General features: G+C 72.5%; 17 protein-coding genes and 1 pseudogene. 7 read left to right on the forward strand and 11 right to left on the reverse strand.

Going from position 1 to position 21,326, the window contains the following annotated elements; translation table 11 throughout:
• The 5 genes from ACFWRO_RS35430 to ACFWRO_RS35450 all read right to left on the reverse strand — a co-directional run.
• The coding region (locus tag ACFWRO_RS35430) for an efflux RND transporter permease subunit (RefSeq protein ID WP_384518277.1) at nucleotides 1–3,141 on the reverse strand (3,141 nt) is incomplete at its 3' end.
• Between the two features lie 148 nt (nucleotides 3,142–3,289).
• Nucleotides 3,290–3,982 (reverse strand): response regulator, encoded by a 693-nt coding sequence (locus ACFWRO_RS35435; RefSeq protein ID WP_384518280.1) that lies wholly within the window; start codon nucleotides 3,980–3,982, stop codon nucleotides 3,290–3,292.
• Nucleotides 3,979–5,247 (reverse strand): sensor histidine kinase, encoded by a 1,269-nt coding sequence (locus ACFWRO_RS35440; protein WP_384518283.1) that lies wholly within the window; start codon nucleotides 5,245–5,247, stop codon nucleotides 3,979–3,981. Before ACFWRO_RS35440 ends, ACFWRO_RS35435 begins: the two co-directional genes overlap by 4 nt.
• Before the next feature lie 87 nt (nucleotides 5,248–5,334).
• Nucleotides 5,335–5,613 carry a hypothetical protein gene (locus ACFWRO_RS35445; protein ID WP_384518286.1) on the reverse strand — a complete coding sequence of 93 codons (279 nt, stop codon included), beginning with the start codon at nucleotides 5,611–5,613 and terminating at the stop codon, nucleotides 5,335–5,337.
• A gap of 53 nt (nucleotides 5,614–5,666) precedes the next feature.
• Nucleotides 5,667–6,464: a PspA/IM30 family protein gene (locus ACFWRO_RS35450; protein ID WP_362013434.1), complete on the reverse strand. Its 798-nt coding sequence runs from the start codon at nucleotides 6,462–6,464 to the stop codon at nucleotides 5,667–5,669.
• A gap of 269 nt (nucleotides 6,465–6,733) precedes the next feature.
• Here ACFWRO_RS35450 and ACFWRO_RS35455 point away from each other — a divergent pair, with 269 nt between their 5' ends.
• The gene (locus tag ACFWRO_RS35455; RefSeq protein ID WP_384518289.1) at nucleotides 6,734–7,330 is read left to right on the forward strand and encodes a DUF3043 domain-containing protein; all 597 of its coding nucleotides are present in this window, start codon (nucleotides 6,734–6,736) and stop codon (nucleotides 7,328–7,330) included.
• Between the two features lie 50 nt (nucleotides 7,331–7,380).
• The gene (locus ACFWRO_RS35460) at nucleotides 7,381–8,160 is read left to right on the forward strand and encodes a class I SAM-dependent methyltransferase (protein WP_384518292.1); all 780 of its coding nucleotides are present in this window, start codon (nucleotides 7,381–7,383) and stop codon (nucleotides 8,158–8,160) included.
• Between the two features lie 84 nt (nucleotides 8,161–8,244).
• On the opposite strand, the gene ACFWRO_RS35465 is transcribed toward ACFWRO_RS35460, so the two are convergent.
• Nucleotides 8,245–8,454 (reverse strand): hypothetical protein, encoded by a 210-nt coding sequence (locus ACFWRO_RS35465; RefSeq protein WP_362013438.1) that lies wholly within the window; start codon nucleotides 8,452–8,454, stop codon nucleotides 8,245–8,247.
• Nucleotides 8,455–8,545: 91 nt separating this feature from the next.
• Between ACFWRO_RS35465 and ACFWRO_RS35470 the strand changes: the two genes are divergently transcribed.
• The 4 genes from ACFWRO_RS35470 to ACFWRO_RS35485 all read left to right on the forward strand — a co-directional run bounded on the left by ACFWRO_RS35470 (nucleotide 8,546) and on the right by ACFWRO_RS35485 (nucleotide 13,529).
• Nucleotides 8,546–9,748, forward strand: coding sequence for a bifunctional adenosylcobinamide kinase/adenosylcobinamide-phosphate guanylyltransferase (locus ACFWRO_RS35470; protein ID WP_384518295.1), 1,203 nt, complete (start codon nucleotides 8,546–8,548; stop codon nucleotides 9,746–9,748).
• 45 nt (nucleotides 9,749–9,793) lie between these two features.
• Nucleotides 9,794–10,891, forward strand: a complete 1,098-nt coding sequence (gene cobT, locus ACFWRO_RS35475) for a nicotinate-nucleotide--dimethylbenzimidazole phosphoribosyltransferase (RefSeq protein ID WP_384518297.1) — start codon at nucleotides 9,794–9,796, stop codon at nucleotides 10,889–10,891.
• Nucleotides 10,892–10,983: 92 nt separating this feature from the next.
• Nucleotides 10,984–12,744: a phosphatidylglycerol lysyltransferase domain-containing protein gene (locus ACFWRO_RS35480; RefSeq protein ID WP_384518300.1), complete on the forward strand. Its 1,761-nt coding sequence runs from the start codon at nucleotides 10,984–10,986 to the stop codon at nucleotides 12,742–12,744.
• The gene (locus tag ACFWRO_RS35485; RefSeq protein ID WP_384518302.1) at nucleotides 12,741–13,529 is read left to right on the forward strand and encodes a hypothetical protein; all 789 of its coding nucleotides are present in this window, start codon (nucleotides 12,741–12,743) and stop codon (nucleotides 13,527–13,529) included. Before ACFWRO_RS35480 ends, ACFWRO_RS35485 begins: the two co-directional genes overlap by 4 nt.
• Here the strand turns inward: ACFWRO_RS35485 and ACFWRO_RS35490 are convergent.
• Nucleotides 13,493–14,236 (reverse strand): annotated as a pseudogene (locus ACFWRO_RS35490) (hypothetical protein); the annotation flags it as partial. The gene ACFWRO_RS35485 and the pseudogene ACFWRO_RS35490 sit on opposite strands and share 37 nt — an antisense overlap.
• Nucleotides 14,237–14,303: 67 nt before the next feature.
• On the opposite strand from ACFWRO_RS35490, the gene cobS reads away from it, so the two are divergent.
• On the forward strand, nucleotides 14,304–15,074 hold the full coding sequence (gene cobS, locus ACFWRO_RS35495) for an adenosylcobinamide-GDP ribazoletransferase (protein ID WP_384518305.1): 771 nt from the start codon (nucleotides 14,304–14,306) through the stop codon (nucleotides 15,072–15,074).
• On the opposite strand, the gene ACFWRO_RS35500 is transcribed toward cobS, so the two are convergent.
• The 4 genes from ACFWRO_RS35500 to ACFWRO_RS35515 form a co-directional block, all read right to left on the reverse strand.
• The gene (locus ACFWRO_RS35500; protein WP_384518308.1) at nucleotides 15,071–15,703 is read right to left on the reverse strand and encodes a spherulation-specific family 4 protein; all 633 of its coding nucleotides are present in this window, start codon (nucleotides 15,701–15,703) and stop codon (nucleotides 15,071–15,073) included. The two genes, cobS and ACFWRO_RS35500, sit on opposite strands and share 4 nt — an antisense overlap.
• Before the next feature lie 9 nt (nucleotides 15,704–15,712).
• Nucleotides 15,713–17,302 (reverse strand): hypothetical protein, encoded by a 1,590-nt coding sequence (locus ACFWRO_RS35505; RefSeq protein WP_384518311.1) that lies wholly within the window; start codon nucleotides 17,300–17,302, stop codon nucleotides 15,713–15,715.
• A complete protein-coding gene (pelF, locus tag ACFWRO_RS35510; RefSeq protein ID WP_384518313.1) occupies nucleotides 17,299–18,819 on the reverse strand; it encodes a GT4 family glycosyltransferase PelF in 1,521 nt (506 codons plus the stop codon). Before pelF ends, ACFWRO_RS35505 begins: the two co-directional genes overlap by 4 nt.
• A 64-nt stretch (nucleotides 18,820–18,883) precedes the next feature.
• Nucleotides 18,884–20,914 carry a hypothetical protein gene (locus tag ACFWRO_RS35515; RefSeq protein WP_384518316.1) on the reverse strand — a complete coding sequence of 677 codons (2,031 nt, stop codon included), beginning with the start codon at nucleotides 20,912–20,914 and terminating at the stop codon, nucleotides 18,884–18,886.
• Between the last annotated feature and the right edge of the window lie 412 nt (nucleotides 20,915–21,326).

Here is a 21,326-nt window from a genome sequence, read left to right on the forward strand (position 1 = left end):
CAGGAAGGTCGCGTCCGCAGGGTTCGTGTCCTCCTGCTTCGGGTTGTCCGACGAGCCGTCGCCCTTCTTGCCCTTCTTCGCCTTCTTGGCCGCCTTCTTCTTCGCGCGGCGCTCCTTGCGGAGCTCCACCATCGCGTAGAGCGTCGGGACCAGGAGCAGCGTCAGCAGCGTCGACGTGATCAGACCGCCGATCACGACCACCGCGAGCGGCTGCGCGATGAAGCCGCCCTCGCCGGTGATGCCGAGCGCCATCGGGAGCAGCGCGAAGATCGTCGCCAGGGCCGTCATCAGGATCGGGCGCAGTCGGTGCCGGCCGCCTTCGACGACCGCCTCGACGACGCTCAGGCCCTGCGCCCGGTACTGGTTGATCAGGTCGATCAGGACGATCGCGTTGGTCACGACGATGCCGATCAGCATCAGCATGCCGATCATCGCCGGCACACCCATCGCCGTACCCGTGATCACGAGCAGACCGATCGCGCCGGTCGCCGCGAACGGGATCGACACCAGCAGGATCAGCGGCTGGATCAGCGACTTGAAGGTCGCGACCAGGAGCATGAAGACGATCGCGATCGCCGCGAGCATCGCCAGGCCCAGGTTGACGAAGGCCTCGGACTGGTCCTCGGAGACACCGCCGATGGACGCGGTCGCGCCCTCCGGCAGGTCGAGCGCGCTGATCTTCGACTGGAGCTCGGTGCTCACCGCGCCGGTGTTGTCACCGGTCGGCTTGGCCGAGATCGTCGCGGCCCGCGAGCCGTCGATCCGGGTCATCGAGACCGGGCCGGGAACGAGCTTGACCTCGGCGATGTCGCCGAGCTTGACCGGGCCGAACGGCAGCGCCTTCAGGCTCGCCATCGTGGTGGCCTGCTTCGCCGAGGTCAGGACGATGTCCCGCTCGGTGTCGTTCAGGATCGCCTTGCCGGCCGGGGTGCCCCGGACCGCCTGCGCGACGGCCATGCCGAGGGTCGTGTCGTCGAAGCCGAGCTCCGCCGCCTTCGCGTTCGCCTTGACCGAGATGCGCGGCACGGACTGCGAGAGGTCGCTCTGGACGTCGGTGACGTCGTCGAGCTTGGAGACCTCGGCCTTGACCGCCTCGGACGCCTTCTTCAGGGTGTCCGCGTCGGAGGCCTTGACCACCACGCTGAGGTCCTGGCTGCCGAAGCCGTCGCCGGCCGCGATCGTGGTGTCGCCGATGCCGTCGAGCTTGCCGAGGGCCGCGTCGATCGCGTCCCGGGTCTTCTCGTACGAGGCCGAGTCGTCCAGGGTCAGCTGGTACGAGGCCTGGTTGGCGCCCGTGCCGCCGCCGAAGGCGGCCATGAAGCCCGAGGAGCCGACGGTGACCTGGTAGTCCTTCACGCCGTCGGTGGCGGCGATGACCTGCTCGACCTTCTTCGCGGCCTCGTCGGCCGCCGCGAGGCTGGTGCCCGGAGCCAGCTCCTGCTTGATGCTCATGACCTCCTGCTCGCCCTGGTCGAAGAAGTTCGTCTTCAGGAGCGGGGCCATGCCGAAGGTGCCGACCAGGACGACGACCGCGATCGCGACGCTGGTGAGGCGGCGCCGGGTCGCGAACCGCAGGACCGGGACGTACAGGCGCTGCAGCCTGCTCTTGTTCTCCTTCTCCTCCGCGAGGCGCCGGGCCTCGTCCGGGTTCTCCGACGTGCCCTTGGGGGCGCGCAGGAACCAGTACGAGAGGACCGGGACGACGGTGAGCGAGACGAGGAGCGAGGCGAGCAGGGCGGCGGTGACCGTCAGGCTGAACGAGCCGAACAGCTCGCCGACCATGCCGCCGACCAGACCGATCGGCAGGAAGACCGCGACCGTGGTGAGCGTGGAGGAGGTCACCGCGCCCGCGACCTCGCGGACGGCGGTGATGATCGCCGACTCGCGCTCCTCGCCGTAGCCGAGGTGCCGCTTGATGTTCTCCAGGACCACGATCGAGTCGTCGACGACCCGGCCGATGGCGATGGTGAGGGCGCCCAGGGTCAGCATGTTGAGCGACAGGTCACGGGTCCACAGCACGATCAGGGCCAGGACGACCGAGAGCGGGATCGAGACCGCGGTGACCAGCGTGGAGCGGATCGAGGTCAGGAAGAGCAGGATCACCAGGACGGCCATGACAAGGCCGAGCGCGCCCTCCGTGGTCAGACCGGAGATCGACTTGGAGACGGCCGGGCCCTGGTCGGAGACGACGGTCAGCTCGGCGCCCGCGCCGAGGTCCTTGCGGAGCTCGGGCAGCTTCTCCTTGACGGCGTCGGAGATGGCGACGGCGCTGCCGTCGTTGTCCATGGTGGCCATCACGGCGAGGCTCGGCTTGCCGTTGGTACGGGTGATGGAGACCCGGGAGGCCTCCTCCTGCTTCACCTCGGCCACGTCGGCGAGGCGGACCGCCTTGCCCTGCTCGGGCTTGATCCGCAGCTCCTGGAGCTGCTGCAGCGAGGTGAAGCCGCCGCCGACCTGGACCGTGCGGCTCTTGCCGTCCTCGGAGAACGAACCGGCCGGCACCGTGCCGCCGCCGGAGCGGATGGCCTCGGCGAGCTTGCCGGCGTTCAGGCCGGCCGCCGCGAGCTTGGCGTCGTCGGGGGTGACGGAGACCTGGAGGTCCTGGACGCCGTCGATGGAGACCTGGCCGACGCCGTCGATGTCCTCCAGGGCGGGGACGACGGTGCGCTCCAGCTGGTCGGCGAGCGCCTGCTGGTCCTTGTCGGAGGTGACGGCGAGGACGACGGTCGGGATGTCGTCGGTGGAACCGGCGACGACCTGCGGGTCGACACCGTCGGGCAGCGCGACGCGCGCGCGGTTCACGGCCTGCTGGACGTCGGCGACGAGCTGCTTGGTGCCCTCGTCGCCGTAGTCGAAGGTGGCCATGATGACGGCGTTGCCCTCGGAGGCGGTGGACGTGACGCCCTTGATGCCGTCGACGGCCTTGATGGTGGATTCGAGCGGTTCGACGACCTGCTTCTCGACCACGTCGGGGGACGCGCCCTGGTAGGGGGCGAGGACCGAGACCATCGGCAGCTCGATCGAGGGCAGCAGTTGCTGCTTCAGCTGCGGGATGGCTATCGCCCCGAAGACGATGGCGACGATGGACATCAGCCCGATCAGGGCCCGTTGCGCGAGGCTGAATCTGGACAGCCAGGACATGGGGTCTCTCTTCTGTGGCGTGCTCGGCAGGCGGGCGGTGATGGCTGCCCGAATACACCATCAGCCATGAGAGGCAGCGGATCCTCGGCCCCGGGGCTCAATTCCTTATGCCGCGCATACCGCGTCTGGAGTACGCCGGAGTACTCCCTCACTCCACCCTTGGACGTACCAGCCCCGACTCGTAGGCCGTGACGACCAGCTGGGCGCGGTCCCGTGCCCCGAGTTTGGCCATCGTCCGGTTGACGTGGGTCTTCACCGTGAGGGGGCTGACCTCCAGGCGTTCGGCGATCTCGTCGTTGGAGTGGCCGCCGGCGACGAGGACGAGGACCTCGCGTTCCCGGGTGGTGAGGGCGGCCAGGCGCTGCGAGTACGCCGGCGCGCCGTCCTCGCCGTCGGGGTCCGAACTGCCGCCCTGGGCGAGGAACTTGGCGATCAGCCCTTTGGTCGCCACGGGCGAGAGGAGGGCCTCCCCGGCGGCGGCGATCCTGATGGCGTTGAGCAGTTCGTCCGGTTCCGCGCCCTTTCCGAGGAAGCCGGAGGCCCCGGCACGGAGCGACTGCACGACGTACTCGTCCACCTCGAAGGTGGTCAGCATGACGATCCGTACGCCGGACAGCTCCGGGTCCGCCGTGATCAGCCGGGTGGCGGCGAGCCCGTCCGTGCCGGGCATCCGGATGTCCATCAGGACGACGTCGGCCCGGGTGGAGCGGGCGAGGGCGACGGCCTCGGCACCGTCGGCGGCCTCGGCGACGACCTCCATGTCCGGTTCGGAGTTCACGAGGACCTTGAAGGCGCTGCGGAGCAGGGCCTGGTCGTCGGCGAGCAGTACCCGGATGGTCATGCGTCCTCCCCCGTACGGGCCGTAGCGGGCAGTATCGCCTGTACCCGGAAGCCGCCGCCGTAGCGGGGTGCCGCGGTCAGCGTGCCGCCGAGGGCGGTGACCCGCTCGCGCATGCCGAGCAGCCCGTGGCCGCCGGTGTCGGCGGACGGCGTCGGCTGCGGTACACCGTTGTCGAGGACGGTGATCTCGACCGTACGGCCGACCCTGATCACGCTCACCTCGGCCTTGGCGCCCGGGCCCGCGTGCTTGCGCACATTGGTCAGGGCCTCCTGGATGATCCGGTACGCGGCGAGGTCGACGGCCGCCGGCAGCCGGAGCGCCGTCGGGGCGCCTCCCGGCCGGTGGCTCAGGGGGGCGGTGTCGTCGTCGGCGCAGGCCAGCTCCACGGGGAGGCCGGCGTTGCGGAACGTGGTGAGGAGCTCGTCGAGGACGGTGAGGCCGGGCGCCGGTTCGGTGGGGGCCTCGGGGTCGCCGGACTGGCGCAGCAGCCCGACGGTGGCCCGCAGCTCGTCGAGGGCGGAGCGGCTGGCGGCCCGGACGTGCCCGAGGGCCTCCTTGGCCTGGTCGGGCCGCTTGTCCATGACGTGGGCGGCCACCCCGGCCTGGACGTTGACCAGGGCGATGTGGTGGGCGACGACGTCGTGCAGATCGCGGGCGATCCGCAGCCGCTCCTCGGCGACCCGGCGGCGGGCCTCCTCCTCGCGGGTCCGCTCGGCGCGCTCGGCCCGCTCCCGTATGGCGTCGACGAAGGCGCGGCGGCTGCGCACGGCGTCACCGGCGGCCGCGGCCATGCCGGTCCAGGCGAAGACGCCCAGGTTCTCCTGCGCGTACCAGGGCGTCGGCCCGAAGAGCATCGAGGCGCCGGTGAGCACGGCCATGGTGATCAGGCCGACCCGCCAGGTGGTGGGCCGGTCGGTGCGGGCGGCGACCGTGAAGACCGCGATCACGGCGCTCATCACGACGGGCGCGGGCCGGTCGTCGACGATCAGCTCGACGAGGGTGACCGCGCCCGTGAAGGCCAGCACGGCGAGCGGGTCGCGGCGCCGCAGGACGAGGGCGGCGGCGCCGAGCACCATGAGGCCCACGCTGCCCATGTCGGGGGTGCGGTCGCCGAAGGTGGGGCCGTTCGGGCTGCCGTGGGGGTCGGCGAAGGACGCGGTGATCATGCAGACGAGCGCGCCGAGCGCGAGCGCCGCGTCGAAGGCGAGGGGGTGCGCCCGCAGCCACTGCCGGCCCCGCGCGAAGCCGCTGTCGAGGGTGGTCACGACAGGCAACGGTACGGGGTGGAACGCACCGGTGCCCCACTCCTCCGGTGCGGAGGGGCGGGGCACCGATGTGTCGGAGAGTGCGGCTCAGCCCGGGATAAGGCCGTCGTCGCGGAGCATCGCGCGAACCTCTTCGAGGGTCGCGTCCGGCGCCGGCAGGATCAGCTCGGAGGGTTCCAGGGCGTCGTCGGGGAGGGGTTCGCCGATCCGGCGGACCTCGTCGAGGAGCGCGGACAGGGTCCGGTGGAAGCCCTCGTCGTCCCCCGACTCCATCTCGTCGAGCAGCTCGTCGTCGAGCTTGTTCAGCTCGACGAGGTGACTGTCGGCCAGCTTCCACTGGCCCTCCCCCATGATCCGTACGATCATGACGCGTTCCTTCGGGCTCGTTCCTGCTCGCTATCGCTTGCCGAAGCCGGGCTCTACTGCTTGTCGAAGCGGGGCTGGGACTGCTGCTGGTCCTGCGGCGTGGCCGTGCCGTTGCCGCCCTCGATGGCCTGCTTCGAGGCCGAGGGTCCGCCGGCCAGCTCCGCCTTCATCCGCTGGAGCTCCAGCTCGACGTCCGTACCGCCGGAGAGCCGGTCGAGCTCCGCCTGGATGTCGTCCTTGGCCAGGCCCGACTGGTCGTCGAGCGCGCCCGAGGCGAGCAGCTCGTCGATCGCGCCGGCCCGCGCCTGGAGCTGGGCGGTCTTGTCCTCGGCGCGCTGGATGGCCACGCCGACGTCGCTCATCTCCTCGGAGATGCCGGAGAAGGACTCGGCGATCCGGGTCTGCGCCTGGGCCGCCGTGTAGGTCGCCTTGATCGTCTCCTTCTTCGTACGGAAGGCGTCGACCTTGGCCTGCAGCCGCTGGGCCGCCAGCGTGAGCTTCTCCTCCTCGCCCTGCAGCGTCTGGTGCTGCACTTCGAGGTCGCTCACCTGCTGCTGCAGGGCGGCGCGCCGGGAGAGCGCCTCACGGGCCAGGTCCTCACGGCCGAGCGCCAGCGCCTTGCGGCCCTGGTCCTCCAGCTTCGAGGACTGGCCCTGGAGCTGGTTCAGCTGCAGTTCGAGCCGCTTGCGCGAGGTCGCCACGTCGGCGACGCCCCGCCGGACCTTCTGCAGGAGCTCCAGCTGCTTCTGGTAGGAGTAATCGAGGGTCTCGCGCGGATCCTCGGCCCGGTCAAGGGCCTTGTTTGCCTTCGCGCGGAAGATCATCCCCATACGCTTCATCACACCGCTCATGGGCTTCGCGCGCCCCCTTCTGACGGACTCGGCTCAAGCTCTCCAACAGGATCCACAGTACGGTCCCTGTCTCCATTACCGCACTGTTCGGGGGCGGATGTGCTCCTCCCCAAGGACGAGTGCGGTCGGGCTCTCTCCGGCCCAGGGTGTAGATGGACCTCGGGGAAACCGTGCGTGTCGTCCGTGCGTACCCCCACAGACGCGGGCCGATACCAGATCGTTCCCGCCCGCACTGGGGTCCACACCCCCCACCACGTACTCTGGGTTCTGTGTTCCGTAGCCGTTCCAAGGAAGAGAAGGCCGCCACCGACAAGGTGAGCGTGGACTTCTCCAAGCAGACCCGCGACCCCGAGGCCCCCAAGGGCCGCCCGACGCCGAAGCGGAGTGAGGCGCAGACCCAGCGCCGTCGCGCCGCGACGGTGCCGACCGACCGCAAGGAGGCCGCCAAGCGCCAGCGCGAGGCGCGCCGCTCCGACCTGGCCCGACAGCGCGAGGCGCTGGCGAGCGGTGACGAGCGCTATCTGCCGGCCCGCGACAAGGGTCCGGTGCGCCGCTTCGTGCGCGACTTCGTCGACTCGCGCTTCGCCATCGCGGAGTTCTTCCTGCCGATGGCCGTGGTGATCCTCGTGCTGTCGATGGTCCGCGTCCCGGTGCTGCAGAACGTCTCCCTGCTGCTCTGGCTCGGTGTGATCGTGATGATCGTCATCGACTCGATCGGCATCTGGCTCCGTCTGAAGAAGCAGCTCAACGAGCGCTTCCCGAACGAGCCGAAGCGCGGAGCCATTGCCTACGGCCTGATGCGTACGCTCCAGATGCGCCGACTGCGACTGCCGAAGCCGCAGGTCAAGCGCGGAGAGCGGCCCTGAGCGCGGACGTCGGCACGGACAGCTCCCAGTCCGGCACGGCCGGCGGCCCCTTGGCCGCCGCCACCTCCCCGTGGCCGAGCGGGTACGGCGGGCTGCGCGAGACCGTCCGCCAGGAGCTCGTCGCGCGCCAGCTCGACGAGCAGATAACCGGCCGCTACCCGGTGGGGCAGCGGCTGCGGATCCTGGACGCGGGCATGGGGCATGGCGCCCAGGCCCTGCGCCTCGCCAGGGCCGGTCACACGGTGACCGGCCTGGAGTCCGATCCTGAACTGCTCAAGGCGGCGCGCGAGGCGCTGGCCACCGAACCGGCCGGGATCCGTGAGCGGGTCCGGCTGATCGAGGGCGACGGCCGCGAGACCGGCGTCCACTTCCTGCCGGGCAGCTTCGACGTCGTGCTCTGCCACGGCGTGCTGATGTACGCGGACGAGCCGGACGCGCTGCTCGCCGGGCTCGCCCGGATGCTGGCGCCCGGCGGTCTGCTCTCCCTCGTCGTACGGAACGCCGACGCCCTCGCCATGCGGCCGGGGCTCGCCGGGGCCTGGTCGGACGCGCTGACCGGCTTCGACTCCGACACGTACACCGACCGCAACGGCGCGAAGGTGCGGGCCGACCGGCTCGACGCGCTGACGTCCACGCTGGCGGGGATCGCGGCGCCGCTGCACACCTGGTACGGCGTGCGGGTCTTCACCGACGGCGTGCCGGGCGAGGTGGGCCTGCCGGCCGCCGAGGAGCTCGAACGTCTGCTCACCGCGGAGGACCGCGCGGGCCGGACGGAGCCGTACCGCAGGGTGGCGGCGCTGCTGCACCTGTGCGGGGTACGGGGCGGCTGAGGCGGGACTTCGGGGGTGCTGCGGCCCCCTGATGTGGCCCCGCAGCGCACGGCCCCGGCGTGCCGGGGCCGTGGGCAGCACGTCCTAGCTCTCCGCCGCCTCGCGGAGGGACATCGTGTAGATCTTCGTGTCGTCCTCGAAGAGCGACGCCTGTTCCGTGCCGCCCTCCAGGAGGTCCTTCCAGACCTCACCGATCCAGGACTCGGCGTCGCCCTGGGTCGTCCAGTCCTCCGGTTCCACCGAGGGAGCGGTCTCCGTGCCGTCGGCCTTCTCGAACCGCCACGTCCATGCCATGTCCGCCTCCTGAGGCTCACCGGATGATCGGTTTCCTGCCCGCAGCGTAGCCGGGCGCGCACCCCTCGCGGTGTCGCGGGAGGATCATTGGGTGGAACTGACTCTGCTCGGCACCGGCGCCCCCGTCGGGCTCCCCCGCCCCGAATGCCCCTGCGCCGTCTGCGCGACCTCCCGCGGCCCCCAGGCGCGCGCCGCGACCGCGCTCCTGGTGGACGAGGCGCTGCTGCTCGACCTGACGCCGGGCGCCGCGCTGGCCGCGGCCCGGTCGGGGCACTCGCTGGTCGGCGTACGGCAGGTGCTGCTCACGCACCCGCACGACGGGCCCGCGGTGGAGGTGCCGGCCGGGCTTCCGGCGGCCGGAAGGGTGCCGGACGGCCGGGAGTTGACGCTGATCAGCGGGCACCGGGTGCGCGCGGTGCCGATGGACTCCCCCGGTACGGGGTACGAGGTGACCTCGGCGGAGGGCGAGCGGCTGCTCTACCTGCCGCCCGGGGGCTCTCCCGCCGGTCTGCCGGAGGATCACCGGCCGCCGTACGACATGGTCGTCATGGACGTCACGGGCCGGCCGGAGGCCCTGGCGCGGCTGCGGGCGACCGGGGCGGTCGGGGCGAGCACCGACGTGATCGCCGTCCACCTCGACCACGACGTCCCGAACGGCCGCGAGCTGGACCGGCGGCTCGCGGCGGCCGGGGCGCGGGCGGTGGAGGACGGCACGACGCTGTACGTCGGCGAGTACCACGCCGTGCCCGACGTGCCGCGCCGCACGCTGGTGACCGGCGGGGCGCGGTCGGGCAAGTCGGTGGAGGCCGAGCGGCGTCTGGAGACCTTCCCCGAGGTGCTGTACGTGGCGACGAGCGGGACCCGGGAGGAGGACCCGGAGTGGGCGCAGCGGGTGGCCCTGCACCGGGACCGGCGGCCGGGCTCCTGGCGTACGTCCGAGACCTGCGACCTCGTACCGCTGCTCGCGACCGAGGGGCCCGCGCTCCTGATCGACTGTCTGTCGCTGTGGCTGACGGACGCCATGGACACGGTGGGCGCCTGGGAGGAGGAGCGGTGGGCGAGCGGGGGCCAGGAGGCGCTGCGCGGGCGGGTCGAGGAGCTGGTGGCGGCGGTGCGCGCCACGCCCCGTACGGTCGTCGCCGTGACCAACGAGGTGGGCTCGGGGGTCGTCCCCGCCACCGCGGCCGGGCGGCGGTTCCGGGACGAGCTGGGGCGGCTGAACGCGGCCTTCGGGGACGAGTGCGAGCAGGTGCTCCTGGTCGTCTCGGGGCAGGCCCTGATGCTGCGCGGGTAGGGTTCGATCACCCATTGGCCACAGCCGACGCCACGAGGACGAGCCTTGAACCTGGACGACTTCTCCGATCTGATCGAGCGCCCCGACGGTGGGGTGCGGCGTGACGCCGAGGAACGCCGGGAGCGGCTGATCGTTCCGCCCGGCGCGCTCGGCCGGCTCGACGAGCTCGGCGAGTGGCTCTCGGCGGCGCAGGGTTCGGTCAAGGTGCGGGCGATCGAGCAGCCGAAGGCGGTGCTCTTCGCGGGCGACCACGGGGTGGCCTCGCTCGGGGTGTCGGGCCGCCCGGCCGGTACGGCGTACGAGCTGGTCCGCTCGGTGCTCGACGGGGCGAGCCCGCTCGCGGTCCTCGCGCGCAGCGCGCGCGTGCCGGTACGGGTGGTGGACGCCGGTCTGGACTGCGAGCCGGAGCTGCTGCCCGCCGATGTGGTCCGGCACCGGGTGCGGCGCGGCAGCGGCCGGATCGACATCGAGGACGCGATGAGCGCCGAGGAGACCGAGGCGGCGATCCGGCTCGGGGTGGCGATCGCGGACGAGGAGGCCGACTCCGGTACGGATCTGGTCGTGCTCGGCGATCTGAGCGTGGGCGGTACGACGCCCGCGTCGACGCTGATCGCGGCCCTGTGCGGGACGGACGCCTCGGTGGTCACCGGCCGGGGCGGCGCGGGCATCGACGACCTGGCGTGGATGCGCAAGTGCGCGGCGGTCCGGGACTCGCTGCGGCGCGCCCGGCCGGTCCTGGGCGACCAGCTGGCGCTGCTCGGCGCGGTCGGCGGGGCGGACCTGGCGGCGATGACGGGCTTCCTGCTGCAGAGCGCGGTGCGCCGGATGCCGGTGATCCTGGACGGCGTGGTGGGCGCGGCCTGTGCGCTGGTGGCGCAGCGGGCGGCGTTCCGGGCGCCGGACTGGTGGCTGGCGGGTCAGGTGAGCGGTGAGCCGGCGCAGGCGAAGGCGTTGGACCGGATGGCACTCAACCCGCTGCTCGATCACGGCGTCACTGTGGGCGAGGGAACCGGGGCTTTGCTCGCTCTTCCCCTCGTCCAGGCCGCCGCCGCACTGGCGGCGGAGCTGCCCGAGAAGCCGGAGCCGACCACTCCGGAGGATGTCCCGGACGGCACGGCGGACTCGCCGGACGAGGAGAACTAGGCGGATCACGGCGCCGGAGGCAGGACCGCCACGTACGGCGGCTGCTTCCGGCGCCCCGCCATGACGAGCGACGCCCCATATGATCGCTTTTCATGGGAGAGGTCCGTTTGTCCACCGAAGGAACGCCCAGGGGCACGGCCCGTTCGCGGCGCAGCGCCGCGTTCGCCGTCTGGTACCTGCGCGCCGTCACGTTCATCAATTTCCTGAGCGCCGTGTGGGTCTCCCTCGGCCAGGACCTCCGTCGGCACAACACGGACAACTACTTCACTCCGTACATGCTGACGGCGGGCTTCGCCTCGGGCGTCTTCACGCTCTTCCTGGCGATCACCATGCGCCGCCGCAAACGCGCCGCGTGGATCCTCAACATCGTCCTCAGCGGGCTCTTCCTGCTGCTCTTCGCCTTCGCGATGTTCTTCCCCGAGATCAGGCAGCACGCCCAGAACTGGATCTCGCTCGTCCTCACCGCCGCGTTCGTCCTCGCGCTGATCCTCGGCCGCAAGGAGTTCTACGCGAAGGGCGACCGCTCCAACCCCTGGCTGGCCGCCGTCGTGGCGGTCGGCGGCCTGCTGGTCACCTCGCTGCTCGCCGCCGTGCTGGTCACCGTCACCAACACCTCCACCGGCACCTCCACCTTCCTGGAGCGCTGGCGGTACGGCGTGATGCGGCTGATCACCCTGGCCGCCGACGACTCGGCCTTCGACGGGATCGCCACCCCCGGCTGGGTCAACGTCGTCATCAACGTGCTCTCCACGCTGCTGATCATCGCCGTGCTGTACGCCGCGTTCCGCTCCCGCCGGGCCGTCGACCCGCTCACCGACGACGACGAGGAGAAGCTGCGGGCGCTCCTCGACAAGAACGGCGACCGCGACTCGCTCGGCTACTTCGCGCTGCGCCGCGAGAAGAGCGTGGTGTGGTCGCCCAGCGCGAAGGCCGCCGTCGCCTACCGGGTCGTCGGCGGGGTCTCGCTCGCCTCGGGCGACCCGATCGGCGACCCCGAGGCCTGGCCCGGCGCGATCGAGCCGTGGCTCGCCGAGGCCCGCGAGCACGGCTGGATCCCGGCCGTCATGGGCGCGAGCGAGGAGGCCGGCACCATCTACGCCCGGCACGGCCTGGACGCCCTTGAGCTGGGCGACGAGGCGATCGTGGAGACCGACGAGTTCACGCTCGACGGCCGCGCGATGCGGACGGTCCGGCAGGCCTACAACCGGGTCAAGCGGGCCGGTTACGAGGTACGGATCCGGCGCCACGAGGACATCCCCGCCGACGAGATGGACGCGTTGCTCCGCAAGGCCGACGACTGGCGCGACGGCGCGACCGAGCGCGGCTTCTCCATGGCGCTCGGCCGGCTCGGCGACCCGCACGACGGGCGGTGCGTGATGCTGGAGTGCACCGATGGCGACGGCGAGCTGCGGGCGGTGCTCTCCTTCGTGCCCTGGGGGCCGAAGGGCCTCTCCCTGGACCTGATGCGCCGTGACCGGGACTCCGAGAACGGCCTGATGGAGTTCATGGTCATCGAGCTCCTCCAGCGCGCCAAGGAGATCGGGATCACCCAGGTCTCGCTCAACTTCGCCATGTTCCGGTCCGTCTTCGAACGTGGCTCGAAGCTCGGGGCGGGGCCCGTGCTGAGGATGTGGCGTTCGCTGCTCAGCTTCTTCTCCCGCTGGTGGCAGATCGAGTCGCTGTACCGCGCCAACGCCAAGTACCGACCGATCTGGGAGCCCCGCTTCATGCTCTTCGAGAAGAGCGCCGACCTGCTCCGCATCGGCCTCGCCGCCGGCCGCGCCGAGGGCTTCCTGGAGGCCCCTGGGCTGCCGAAGTGGATGCACCGCAAGCACCTGGAGGGCCGGCGGTGAAGTCCGCACTGAAGGGCTTCGCCCGCCGCGAGTGGGGGCCGCTGTACACCGCCGTACGGACCGCGCTCGTCACGAAGAAGTGGCGAGCCATCCCGATGACGCTTGCGGCCGTCTGCCTCACGGCCGTCTTCCAGGTGGTCCAGAACCAGGACTGGGGCTACCAGCCGGTCCAGAACATCGGGTCCGTGCGCGCCGAGGACCCGCTCTGGCTGGCCCTGCTGCGCACCCCGCTCTCGCTCTTCGTCCCCGCGCTCGACCTGCCGGTGTGGGGCGCGCTCGCGCAGGTCCTGCTGGTCTTCGGCATCGCCGAGATCTGTCTGGGGCGGTGGCGGACCCTTGCTGTCGCGTACCTCTCGACGCTGGCCGGGACGCTGTACGCGCGCGTGGGCATCGCGCTCGGCCCGGACAACCCCCTCGGGCTGCCCGCCGCCGACGCGCGGGTCGTGGACACCGGCCCGTCGGCGGCGGTGGTCGGCCTCGCGGTGTACGTCTGCTGGCGCTACCGCGCCCGGTGGACCGGGGCGCTCGTGGTCCTCGCGATGGTGGTGGAGGTGCTGATCAAGAGCAACCTCGCGGGCAAGGAGCACCTCGCGGCGATAGCCGCCGTGCTCGTACTGATCGCGGTCCTGGCCTGGCGCGAACGCCGTCAGTCCCCACCGCCGGGGCCTGGCGGCGGGGCGGACCCGGAGGATCCTGAGGAGCCCGAGGACCCTGAAGACCCTGCGGACCCCGAGCCGGAGTTGCGCCCCGGCACCCGTTCCTGGAAGCCGCCGATCACGTCCTGAGTGCGCCGTCGCACCCTGTCCCAGCGCCGGTCGTGCCGGTAGGTGCGCAGCCGGGACTTGGCGCGGGCCCGGTGGCGCCGGCGGTAGAGGTGGCGGGACCACCAGGAGCCGGGCCGGGCGAGGCGTACGGCGCCGACGATCGCGACGAACGGCACCAGCGTCCCGATGACGGCGAGCCGGAACTTCCCCTTGACCAGCGTGATCAGGACGAAGAGGAAGTTCACGAGGAGCGTCAGGACGAAGGTGGCCCGGTTCTGCCGCTCGTCCGGGGTCAGTTCGTTGACCCCCAGCGGCGAGAAGCCGCCGAGGACCAGCACGACCAGGGCGGCGGTGAACACCACGACCTCGACGCTCTGGCGGCCCTGGTCGCTCCAGTAGACGTCGTCGAGGTGCAGGATCAGCGCGAACTCGTCCAGGACGAGCCCCGCGCCGATCCCGAAGACCGCCGCGAAGACGCAGGCCGTGACCCCTTCCCGGCCGCTGGCGACCGCGCCGAAGCCGCCGACGACGGTGAGGACGACGCCCGGCACGACATGGTGGATGTGCAGCCCGCCGGCGGACTTCACATTGCCGAACGGGCCCTTCCCGGCCCGGATCATCCGCACGATGGTCCGCGTGACGAGGAAGGTGATCATGAAGGAGGCAAGGGCGATGAGCAGCGGGAGCTTCCCCGGCTCGACGAAGTTGCGGTAGAACCAGTGACCCATGCCACCCGCTTCCGATTTGTACGTGATGCGCAATTTACCTCGTGAGGCTCTGCCTTACCCTGCCCGGATGGACGGCCTGCGTTTCGCCTTCGGCACCCTCACCGTGCTGCCCGCCCGCATCACCCGCTGGGACCGGGACGCGGCGCGCGCCGGCATGCTCTGGGCCCCGCTGACGGGCCTCGTCCTCGGCGTGTTCGCGGCCGCGCTCGGCGGAGTGTTCCTGCTGCTCGGCTCGGGACCGCTGCTCGCGGCGGTCGCCACGGCGGCCGTCCCGGCGCTGCTGACCCGCGGCTTCCACCTGGACGGGCTCGCGGACACGGCGGACGGGCTCGGCAGCGCGAAGCCCGCCGAGGACGCGCTGCGGATCATGAAGCAGTCGGACATCGGCCCGTTCGGCGTGATCACGCTCGTCTTCGTCCTGCTCGCCCAGGTCGCCGCGCTGTACCGGTTGTACGAGGAGGGCTGGGCGTACGGCGCCGTCGGCGCCGCCCTCGCCGCGACCGTCGCCCGCCTCGCCCTGACCCACGCCTCCCGCGAGGGCATCCCGGCGGCCCGCCCCGAGGGCCTGGGCGCGATGGTCGCCGGCACCGTCCCGGTCCGCGCCGCGGCCCTGGTCACGGCGGCCGTCCTGGCGGCGTGCGCCGCGACGGCCGCGCTGTTCTCCCCTTACGACGCCCTCCGCCACGTGCTCGCGGCGGGCGCGGGCCTCGCGGCGGCGGCCCTGCTGCTGCGCCGCTGCGTCCGGCGGTTCGGCGGGGTGACGGGCGACGTCTTCGGCGCGGTCGAGGAGACGGCGGCCACGGCGGTGCTCGTGGCGCTGACGCTGGGCCTGAACTAGGGACCGGGTGAGCGGTCCAGGCCGTGCGGGAGGGTGCCCCAGGGGTGGGCGCCCGTGCCCGGGACCGCGCAGTGGACCCGGGTGGTCAGAACGGCGTCGCGGGGGGCCGCGTAGACCAGGTGGCAGTAGTGGTCGGCGACCGGGAGGTCGAGGCCACGGTAGGAGTCCCAGGGGCCCTCGAAGGTGACCAGCAGGTCGGCGAGTTCGGCGTAGCCGGGGTCGGGGTGGGCGCCGTGGTTGAACACCAGGGTGCGGGCCCCGGCGGCCCGGGCGGCGACGCCGATGCGACGCACGTGGCCGAGCGCCTCGGGCGCGGTCGGCACCTGGTCGAGGAAGGCGCCGTCGGCTCCGTACCAGTCGCGGTGGCGCAGCAGCTCGGCGACGACCTCGCCGTGCGGGCGGCGCCCGTACGCGGTGTCGGTGTAGCCGAGGACGCGGGCGCCCGCGGTGCGGAGCCGTGCCGCGAGGGCGGCGAACGCGGGGTCGGGGGCCGTGCCCGCGCCGTTCGCGGGGTTGAGGACGACGCCGTACAACGACGGCGCCGCCTCGACCACGGCCTCCCAGGCTTCGGGGCGGTCGGCGGGGTGCTCGTAGAAGGGCACGAGAAGGGTGGGGCTGGGGGGGTTCACGAGCCTTCCTCAGACGCGGTGGGCGGTCGGTCGGACGAGCAGGGCGCAGGTCAGGGCGGCCATGGCGGCGGCCGCCGCCCCGGCGACCAGTGGCCCCGAGGCCGGGACGAAGGTCTGGGCCGCCGCCGCGAGCGTGCACACGGCGGCCGCGCCGCGCACCGCGCCGAAGGCCTGGAGGAGCAGCCCGAGCCAGAGCACCACCCCGACGAGCAGCAGCCCCAGCAGCCCGGCACCCTGCGGCCCGGGAGCCCCGGGCCACACCAGGGTGCCCGCGACGGCCAGGGCGAGAAGCACGGCGAGATAGGCGCCGAGGCACTGCGCGAGGGCCCCCGCCGCCGCCCGCCGGAACTCCCGGGCACTGGTCAGGGTCCGCAGCCCGGCGACGCTCAAGCGGCGGAACCGGTGCAGCAGCCACTCGGCGGGCCCCATGGACAGCGTCAGCGCGAGCACGGGCCCCGCCCCCGTCACGAGAGCGTCGTCACCACCCGCGTACAGCACGAGCAGCCCGGTCCCGAGCCCGAAGAGCCCGTACGGAACGGAGGCGACGAGTGGCGGCCCTGAGCGGGGGCGGCGGGGGGCTGGCGGGCGCGGGCCGGTCGGCGCGCCCGCGTCGGCGCCGCGCCTCCGGAAGCCGGACGCGTGCGTCCCGGCCCCCGCGCCGCCGTCGGGCCACCGCGCGCCGGGGCGGCGCAGCAGCCGCGCCACGAAGGCGAAGGAGCCGGTGCTCCGCGAGCCACCGCCGCGCGGCAACCGCCCTGCGGAGGCACCGGGCTTCCGCTGCCCGCCGCCCCGCAGCACCAGCGCCGCGAAGGTGATCGCCGCCGCGAGGGAGAGCGCGGGGAGTCCGATCCTGAGTACGTCCGGGACGTCGTACCGGAACGCCGGTACCGCCCCCGCCAGCGGGGCGAGTGCGCAGAGCAGGGCGCGTTCGCGGCCGAGGACGAGGAGGACGGTCGCGGCCGCCAGGTAGAGCGACTGGCCCGCGGCGAACACGACGACCGGCCACTCGCCGGGGCCCGCCGCCGCGAGGGCGACCGCCGAGCCGACGAGCGCGCCCGCCGGGGCGCCGACGCGCAGGCTGCGGACGGCGGAGTCCCGGTCGCCGAGCCCGAGCCAGGTGTACGCGCGGTGCGAAAGGGCCTGGTTCCAGACCCAGCCGGCCACCGCGCCCGCGAGCAGCGGAACCGTTCCCGCACCTCCGAACAGCGGGGCCCCCAGGACGTACGCGAGCCCGGGCAGGGCGAAGACGACGCCCCGCAGGAGACAGCCGGCGAGGCCCTGGTGCCACGGCCCCGCGGGCGGGGCCTGCGGCTCGGGGTGGCGGCGCTCCACGCGCGCGTAGAGGTCCTCGGCGAGGGCGAAGGAGTCGGCGCGGCCGTAGGTGAGCCGGATGTGGTCGTCCGTCATGCCGTCGGACTCCAGGATCGCGGCTATCTCGTCCGGATGCACCGCGACGGCCGCCAACCCGGCCAGCCGGTCGGCGAGTTCGTCGACCGGGTCGGCGGCCAGGGGCTCCGTTCCCCCCGCCACCCGCTGGCGCGGGATCGCCGGCAGGGTGTCCCGCATCGTGCCGTTCTTCAGCCAGAGGGACCCGCTCATGACAGGGACCCTCCGCCGACGAGTTCCGGCCGCCAGGGGTCGGTGAGCAGCACCGTCCAGTCCTCCAGGGGCTCCGGCGCGGCGGGCACGGGCGGTTCGCCGGCCAGTTCGCCGTAGATCCGGCGGAAGCCGTCCACCGAGCGGTGCAGGGTGAACCGGTCGACGACCCGCTGCCGGGCCCTGCGCCCCAGTTCGGCCCGGCGCTCCCCGTCCCGCAGCAGCTCCGTGACGGCCGCGGCCATCACGGCGGGCTCGCGGGGCGGGACGACGAGCCCGGTGTCGCCGACGGCCTCCCGTACCCCGCCGACATCGGTGGAGACCGTGGCCCGGCCGCAGGACATCGCCTCGATCAGCGAGAAGGGGAACCCCTCGCTGATCGAGGAGAGCATCACCACGCTCCCGGCCGCGTAGGCGCCGGCGACGTCGGTGACCCGGCCCTCGAAGGTGATGCCGTCGGTCACGCCCAGCTCGGCGGCGAGCTTCTCCAGGCGGGTGCGGTAGTCCTCGTTGCCCGCCGGGACCGGGCCGAACAACCGCAGCCGCAGCTCAGGGAGTTCGGCGCGGGAGATCGCGTACGCCCGGATCAGCGTCTCCAGGTCCTTGATCGGGTCGACGCGCCCGCACCAGCTGAGGGTGGGGACCTCCGGCTCGGGCCCCGCGTAGGGGAACGCGTGCGGGTCGACGCCGTTGTAGACGGTCCGGATCCGGTCGGTGGGGGCGCCGCCGCGCTCCTCCCAGCGCCGGTTGTACTGGTTGCAGGGGGTGATGAGGTCGGCCTTGCGGTAGCCGAGGGTGTTGAGCTCGCGGTAGAAGCCGAGCATCAGGGCCTTGACGGGCCAGCGCTGGGCCTCGGTGCGGTAGCCGAGGTAGCGCTCGCGGAGGTAGATGCCGTGTTCGGTGAGCAGGAAGGGCACCCCTTCGAAGTGCTGGGCGGCGAGCGCCGGCAGCGTCGCCAGGCCGCTGGAGACCGCGTGCGCGACGCAGTCGTCGGATATCCGGGCGGCGAGCGGGCGCAGCGCGTGTTCGAGTAAGTCGGTCGCGGTGAGCGCGTCGTGGACCGTGGGCCGGGCGGCCGCGGTCGGCAGATGCGGCATGGTCCAGATCCACATCAGGGAGCGCAGCGCGCGCTCCGAGCGCAGGGCGGCGGTCAGTGCGCCGCGCCGGGCGAGCGCGGCGAGGGCGTAGAGGCCCTCGCCGAAGTCGCAGCCGGCGTCGGGGTCGAGGATGGAGAGCAGGAAGCGCTCGTAGGTGTCGGTGAAGCGGCGCCGCTCACGGCCCCGTGGGGCCCGCCCCCGCTCCGGGGCGGAGCCCCAGAGCGGGAAGGCGGTGTGACGGGAGATGTTCGACGGCAGCTCCCAGGTCACGGGTTCGCGGCCGTTGCCGGTGAGGGCGAGGATCTCGAAGTCGACCTCGGGCATGCCCCGCACGAGCTGGTCGCACCAGGTGCTGACTCCCCCGTGGACGTGCGGATACGTGCCTTCGGTGAGCATGGTGACGTGACGGCCACGGCTCGGCATGTGCGTTTCCCCCCAGAACGTACGGTGGTCGGTTCGTACGGTCGTATGGTCCTACGGTCGTCGGTCAGGCCGTCGGGAGCTTGAGCGTGGTCGTGGACTGGAGCACCTCGGGGGCGGTCCAGGCCGAGCGCGCTCCCGCGTAGGCCGTGCCGAACACCGCCGTACCGAGCAGGAGTTGCTTGCGCGTCCCCTCGGGGACGGTGACCGGGGCGGTCACTCCGGAGGGCGCCTTGACGGTGACGGCGGTGCCGATGCGGTACGCGGTGACCTGGCCGGCCGCGAGCGCCCGGTCCCAGGCGGCGCGGCGGTCGAGCTCGGTGCCGACGTCACGCTGACGGGGGTTCACCAGCGGGGCGTTGTCGGCGTACAGGGCCCGGTAGTCGGCGAGGACCCGGTCGAGGACGGGGTAGAGGATGCGGTCCTCGGCCAGGTTGGACTGGTGGACGTAGTGCGGGCGCGGGTCGTTGGCCACCACGTGGGAGAGGGCCGTGCGGGCCTCCTGCGGGACGATGTGGGCGGCGTACCCGGTGGCGGGGTCGAGCGGGGCGGGCAGGCAGGTGGACGCCGGGTTGGACTCGCAGATCCCGCTGCCGCCGTCGGCCCGCGAGGTGTAGATCCAGTTGTACTCGTCGGCCATCTCGGCGGCGGTGCCCACGTTGTAGTACACGTTCATCGGGTGGCGCGGGACGGTCTTCGCGGCGCCGACCGCCCGCTGCTGGGGCTCGCGGGAGTTGTCGCTGGCGATCCACTTCACGCCGTTGTCGGCGAGCGCGCCGGCCAGGTTGGGGTTGTCGACGGGCTGCTGCGGCGAGGTCTTGAGGCCGGAGTGCTCACCGGTGACGAGTTCGGTGCGGTCGACGGAGATGCCCTTGGCGACGGCCCAGTTGTGGTTGTCGCGGATCTGCCCGGCGATGATGCTCCGGCTGGTCCACTGGGTGGCTCCGGCGGCGGTCTTCGCGCACTGCCAGGGGACGGTGCTGGTGTCCTGGACGCAGCCGAGGAAGGGGTGCGTGTAGGTGTGGTTGATCCAGCGGTACTGGGCGCGGTCGGCGATCAGCTTGGTGGCGAGCGGGTCGGTGCCGGCGTGCTCGGTCTTCCACTGCTCGCCCTGGCCGCCGTTGTAGACCATGTCGAGGGTGAAGCCGGCGGCCTTCTGCCAGGAGGCGGCGTACGTGGCGTCGGCGACGGTCATCCGGATCGGGTTCTCGCCGGCCTCGCCGTCGCCGCCGGGGCAGTCGAAGTCGCCCGGGGTGCAGTTGCGCGCGGTGTCCCAGCGGGCGTCGGGGGCGAAGACGTCGTCGACGTGGACGGAGAAGTAGTTACGGCTCTGGCCGAGGTGGACGCCCTCGGTGAGCCACTCGACGATGCCGCGCGCGAGGACCCGGAACTGCCGCTGGTACTGGTTGTAGGCGAAGGTGACGACGAGTTCGCGGCGCCCGTCGTGGGCGTACTCGCCGATCAGGCTGGCCCGTCCGCCGCCGGACACGGGCACGTCGAGGAGGCTGGTGAAGCCCTCGCGCGGGCGGCCCGCGTAGCCGTAGCTCTCGGTGATGGCGGGGTCGTTGTCCTCGAAGGTCACCGCCCCGTCGAGGTACCGGAACGGCCCGGCCTTGCCGACGGCGGTGAGGTCGGCGGTGGCGCCGTCGAGGGAGCCGGAGTAGCCGCCCTCGTTGGTGTAGTCGAGGCCGACACCGGGGTGGGACCAGGTGTACGCGTCGACCTGCGGGATCTTGAAGGTCGTCTCGTACGCCGCGAGCGCGGCCTGCTCGGCGGAGTCGGGCCCGAAGGCCGACTCGTGGGGCAGCACGACGCCCTGGTACTTGGCCCGGGGGCGCCCCGAGACGGTGTCGCTGAGGAAGGCGGCGTTGATGACCGGGCGACCGGAATCGGCCAGATCGACCCGGCGGTACGGGACGCCGGTGGAGCGCAGCTCGGCGACGATCGCCTGCACGGCGCTGCCGCCGTCGTCGACGACGAGCACGGTGAGGTCGACCCTCGGGACCGGCGGCGCGGCGGCGCTCGCTCCCGCCGACGGGACGACGGTCGCGAGGAGCGCGGCCGCGAGCAGGGTGGCGGTCCTGGCGGTTCTGGGCATGCGGGATCCGGCAGAGTCCATCGGTGGTGTCCCCCCTCGACAGATCCGCCGGACGCGGAGGACCTGTGGAGATGATGCGGATGATGCAAAGGAGCGGGTGCTTCCCTTGCGCGAATGAGGCGAGTGTGGACGAGCTCACCGACTCTGAGGGGTAAACGTGAAAGAGACACCACGGATGAGTGAATCACCGTCGCCGTGAACGAACACGAAGGGCGACGACTGAGTCACGTCCCGGTGGTACCGGAACTGAGTGCGCGCTGCGAACGAGTGACGTTTCAGAGGGTGGTGTCGTTGATCGGATGACCGTATCGGCAGCCGGGGAGGGAGCGTTGAGTCGGAAGCCAACGCTCGCGGAGGGCGAGACAGCTCGGACCGCCGGCTCCCATGGCCTCCTGCGCACGGGGGTTGATGA

Source organism: Streptomyces sp. NPDC058579 (assembly GCF_042718575.1).
Classification (GTDB): domain Bacteria; phylum Actinomycetota; class Actinomycetes; order Streptomycetales; family Streptomycetaceae; genus Streptomyces.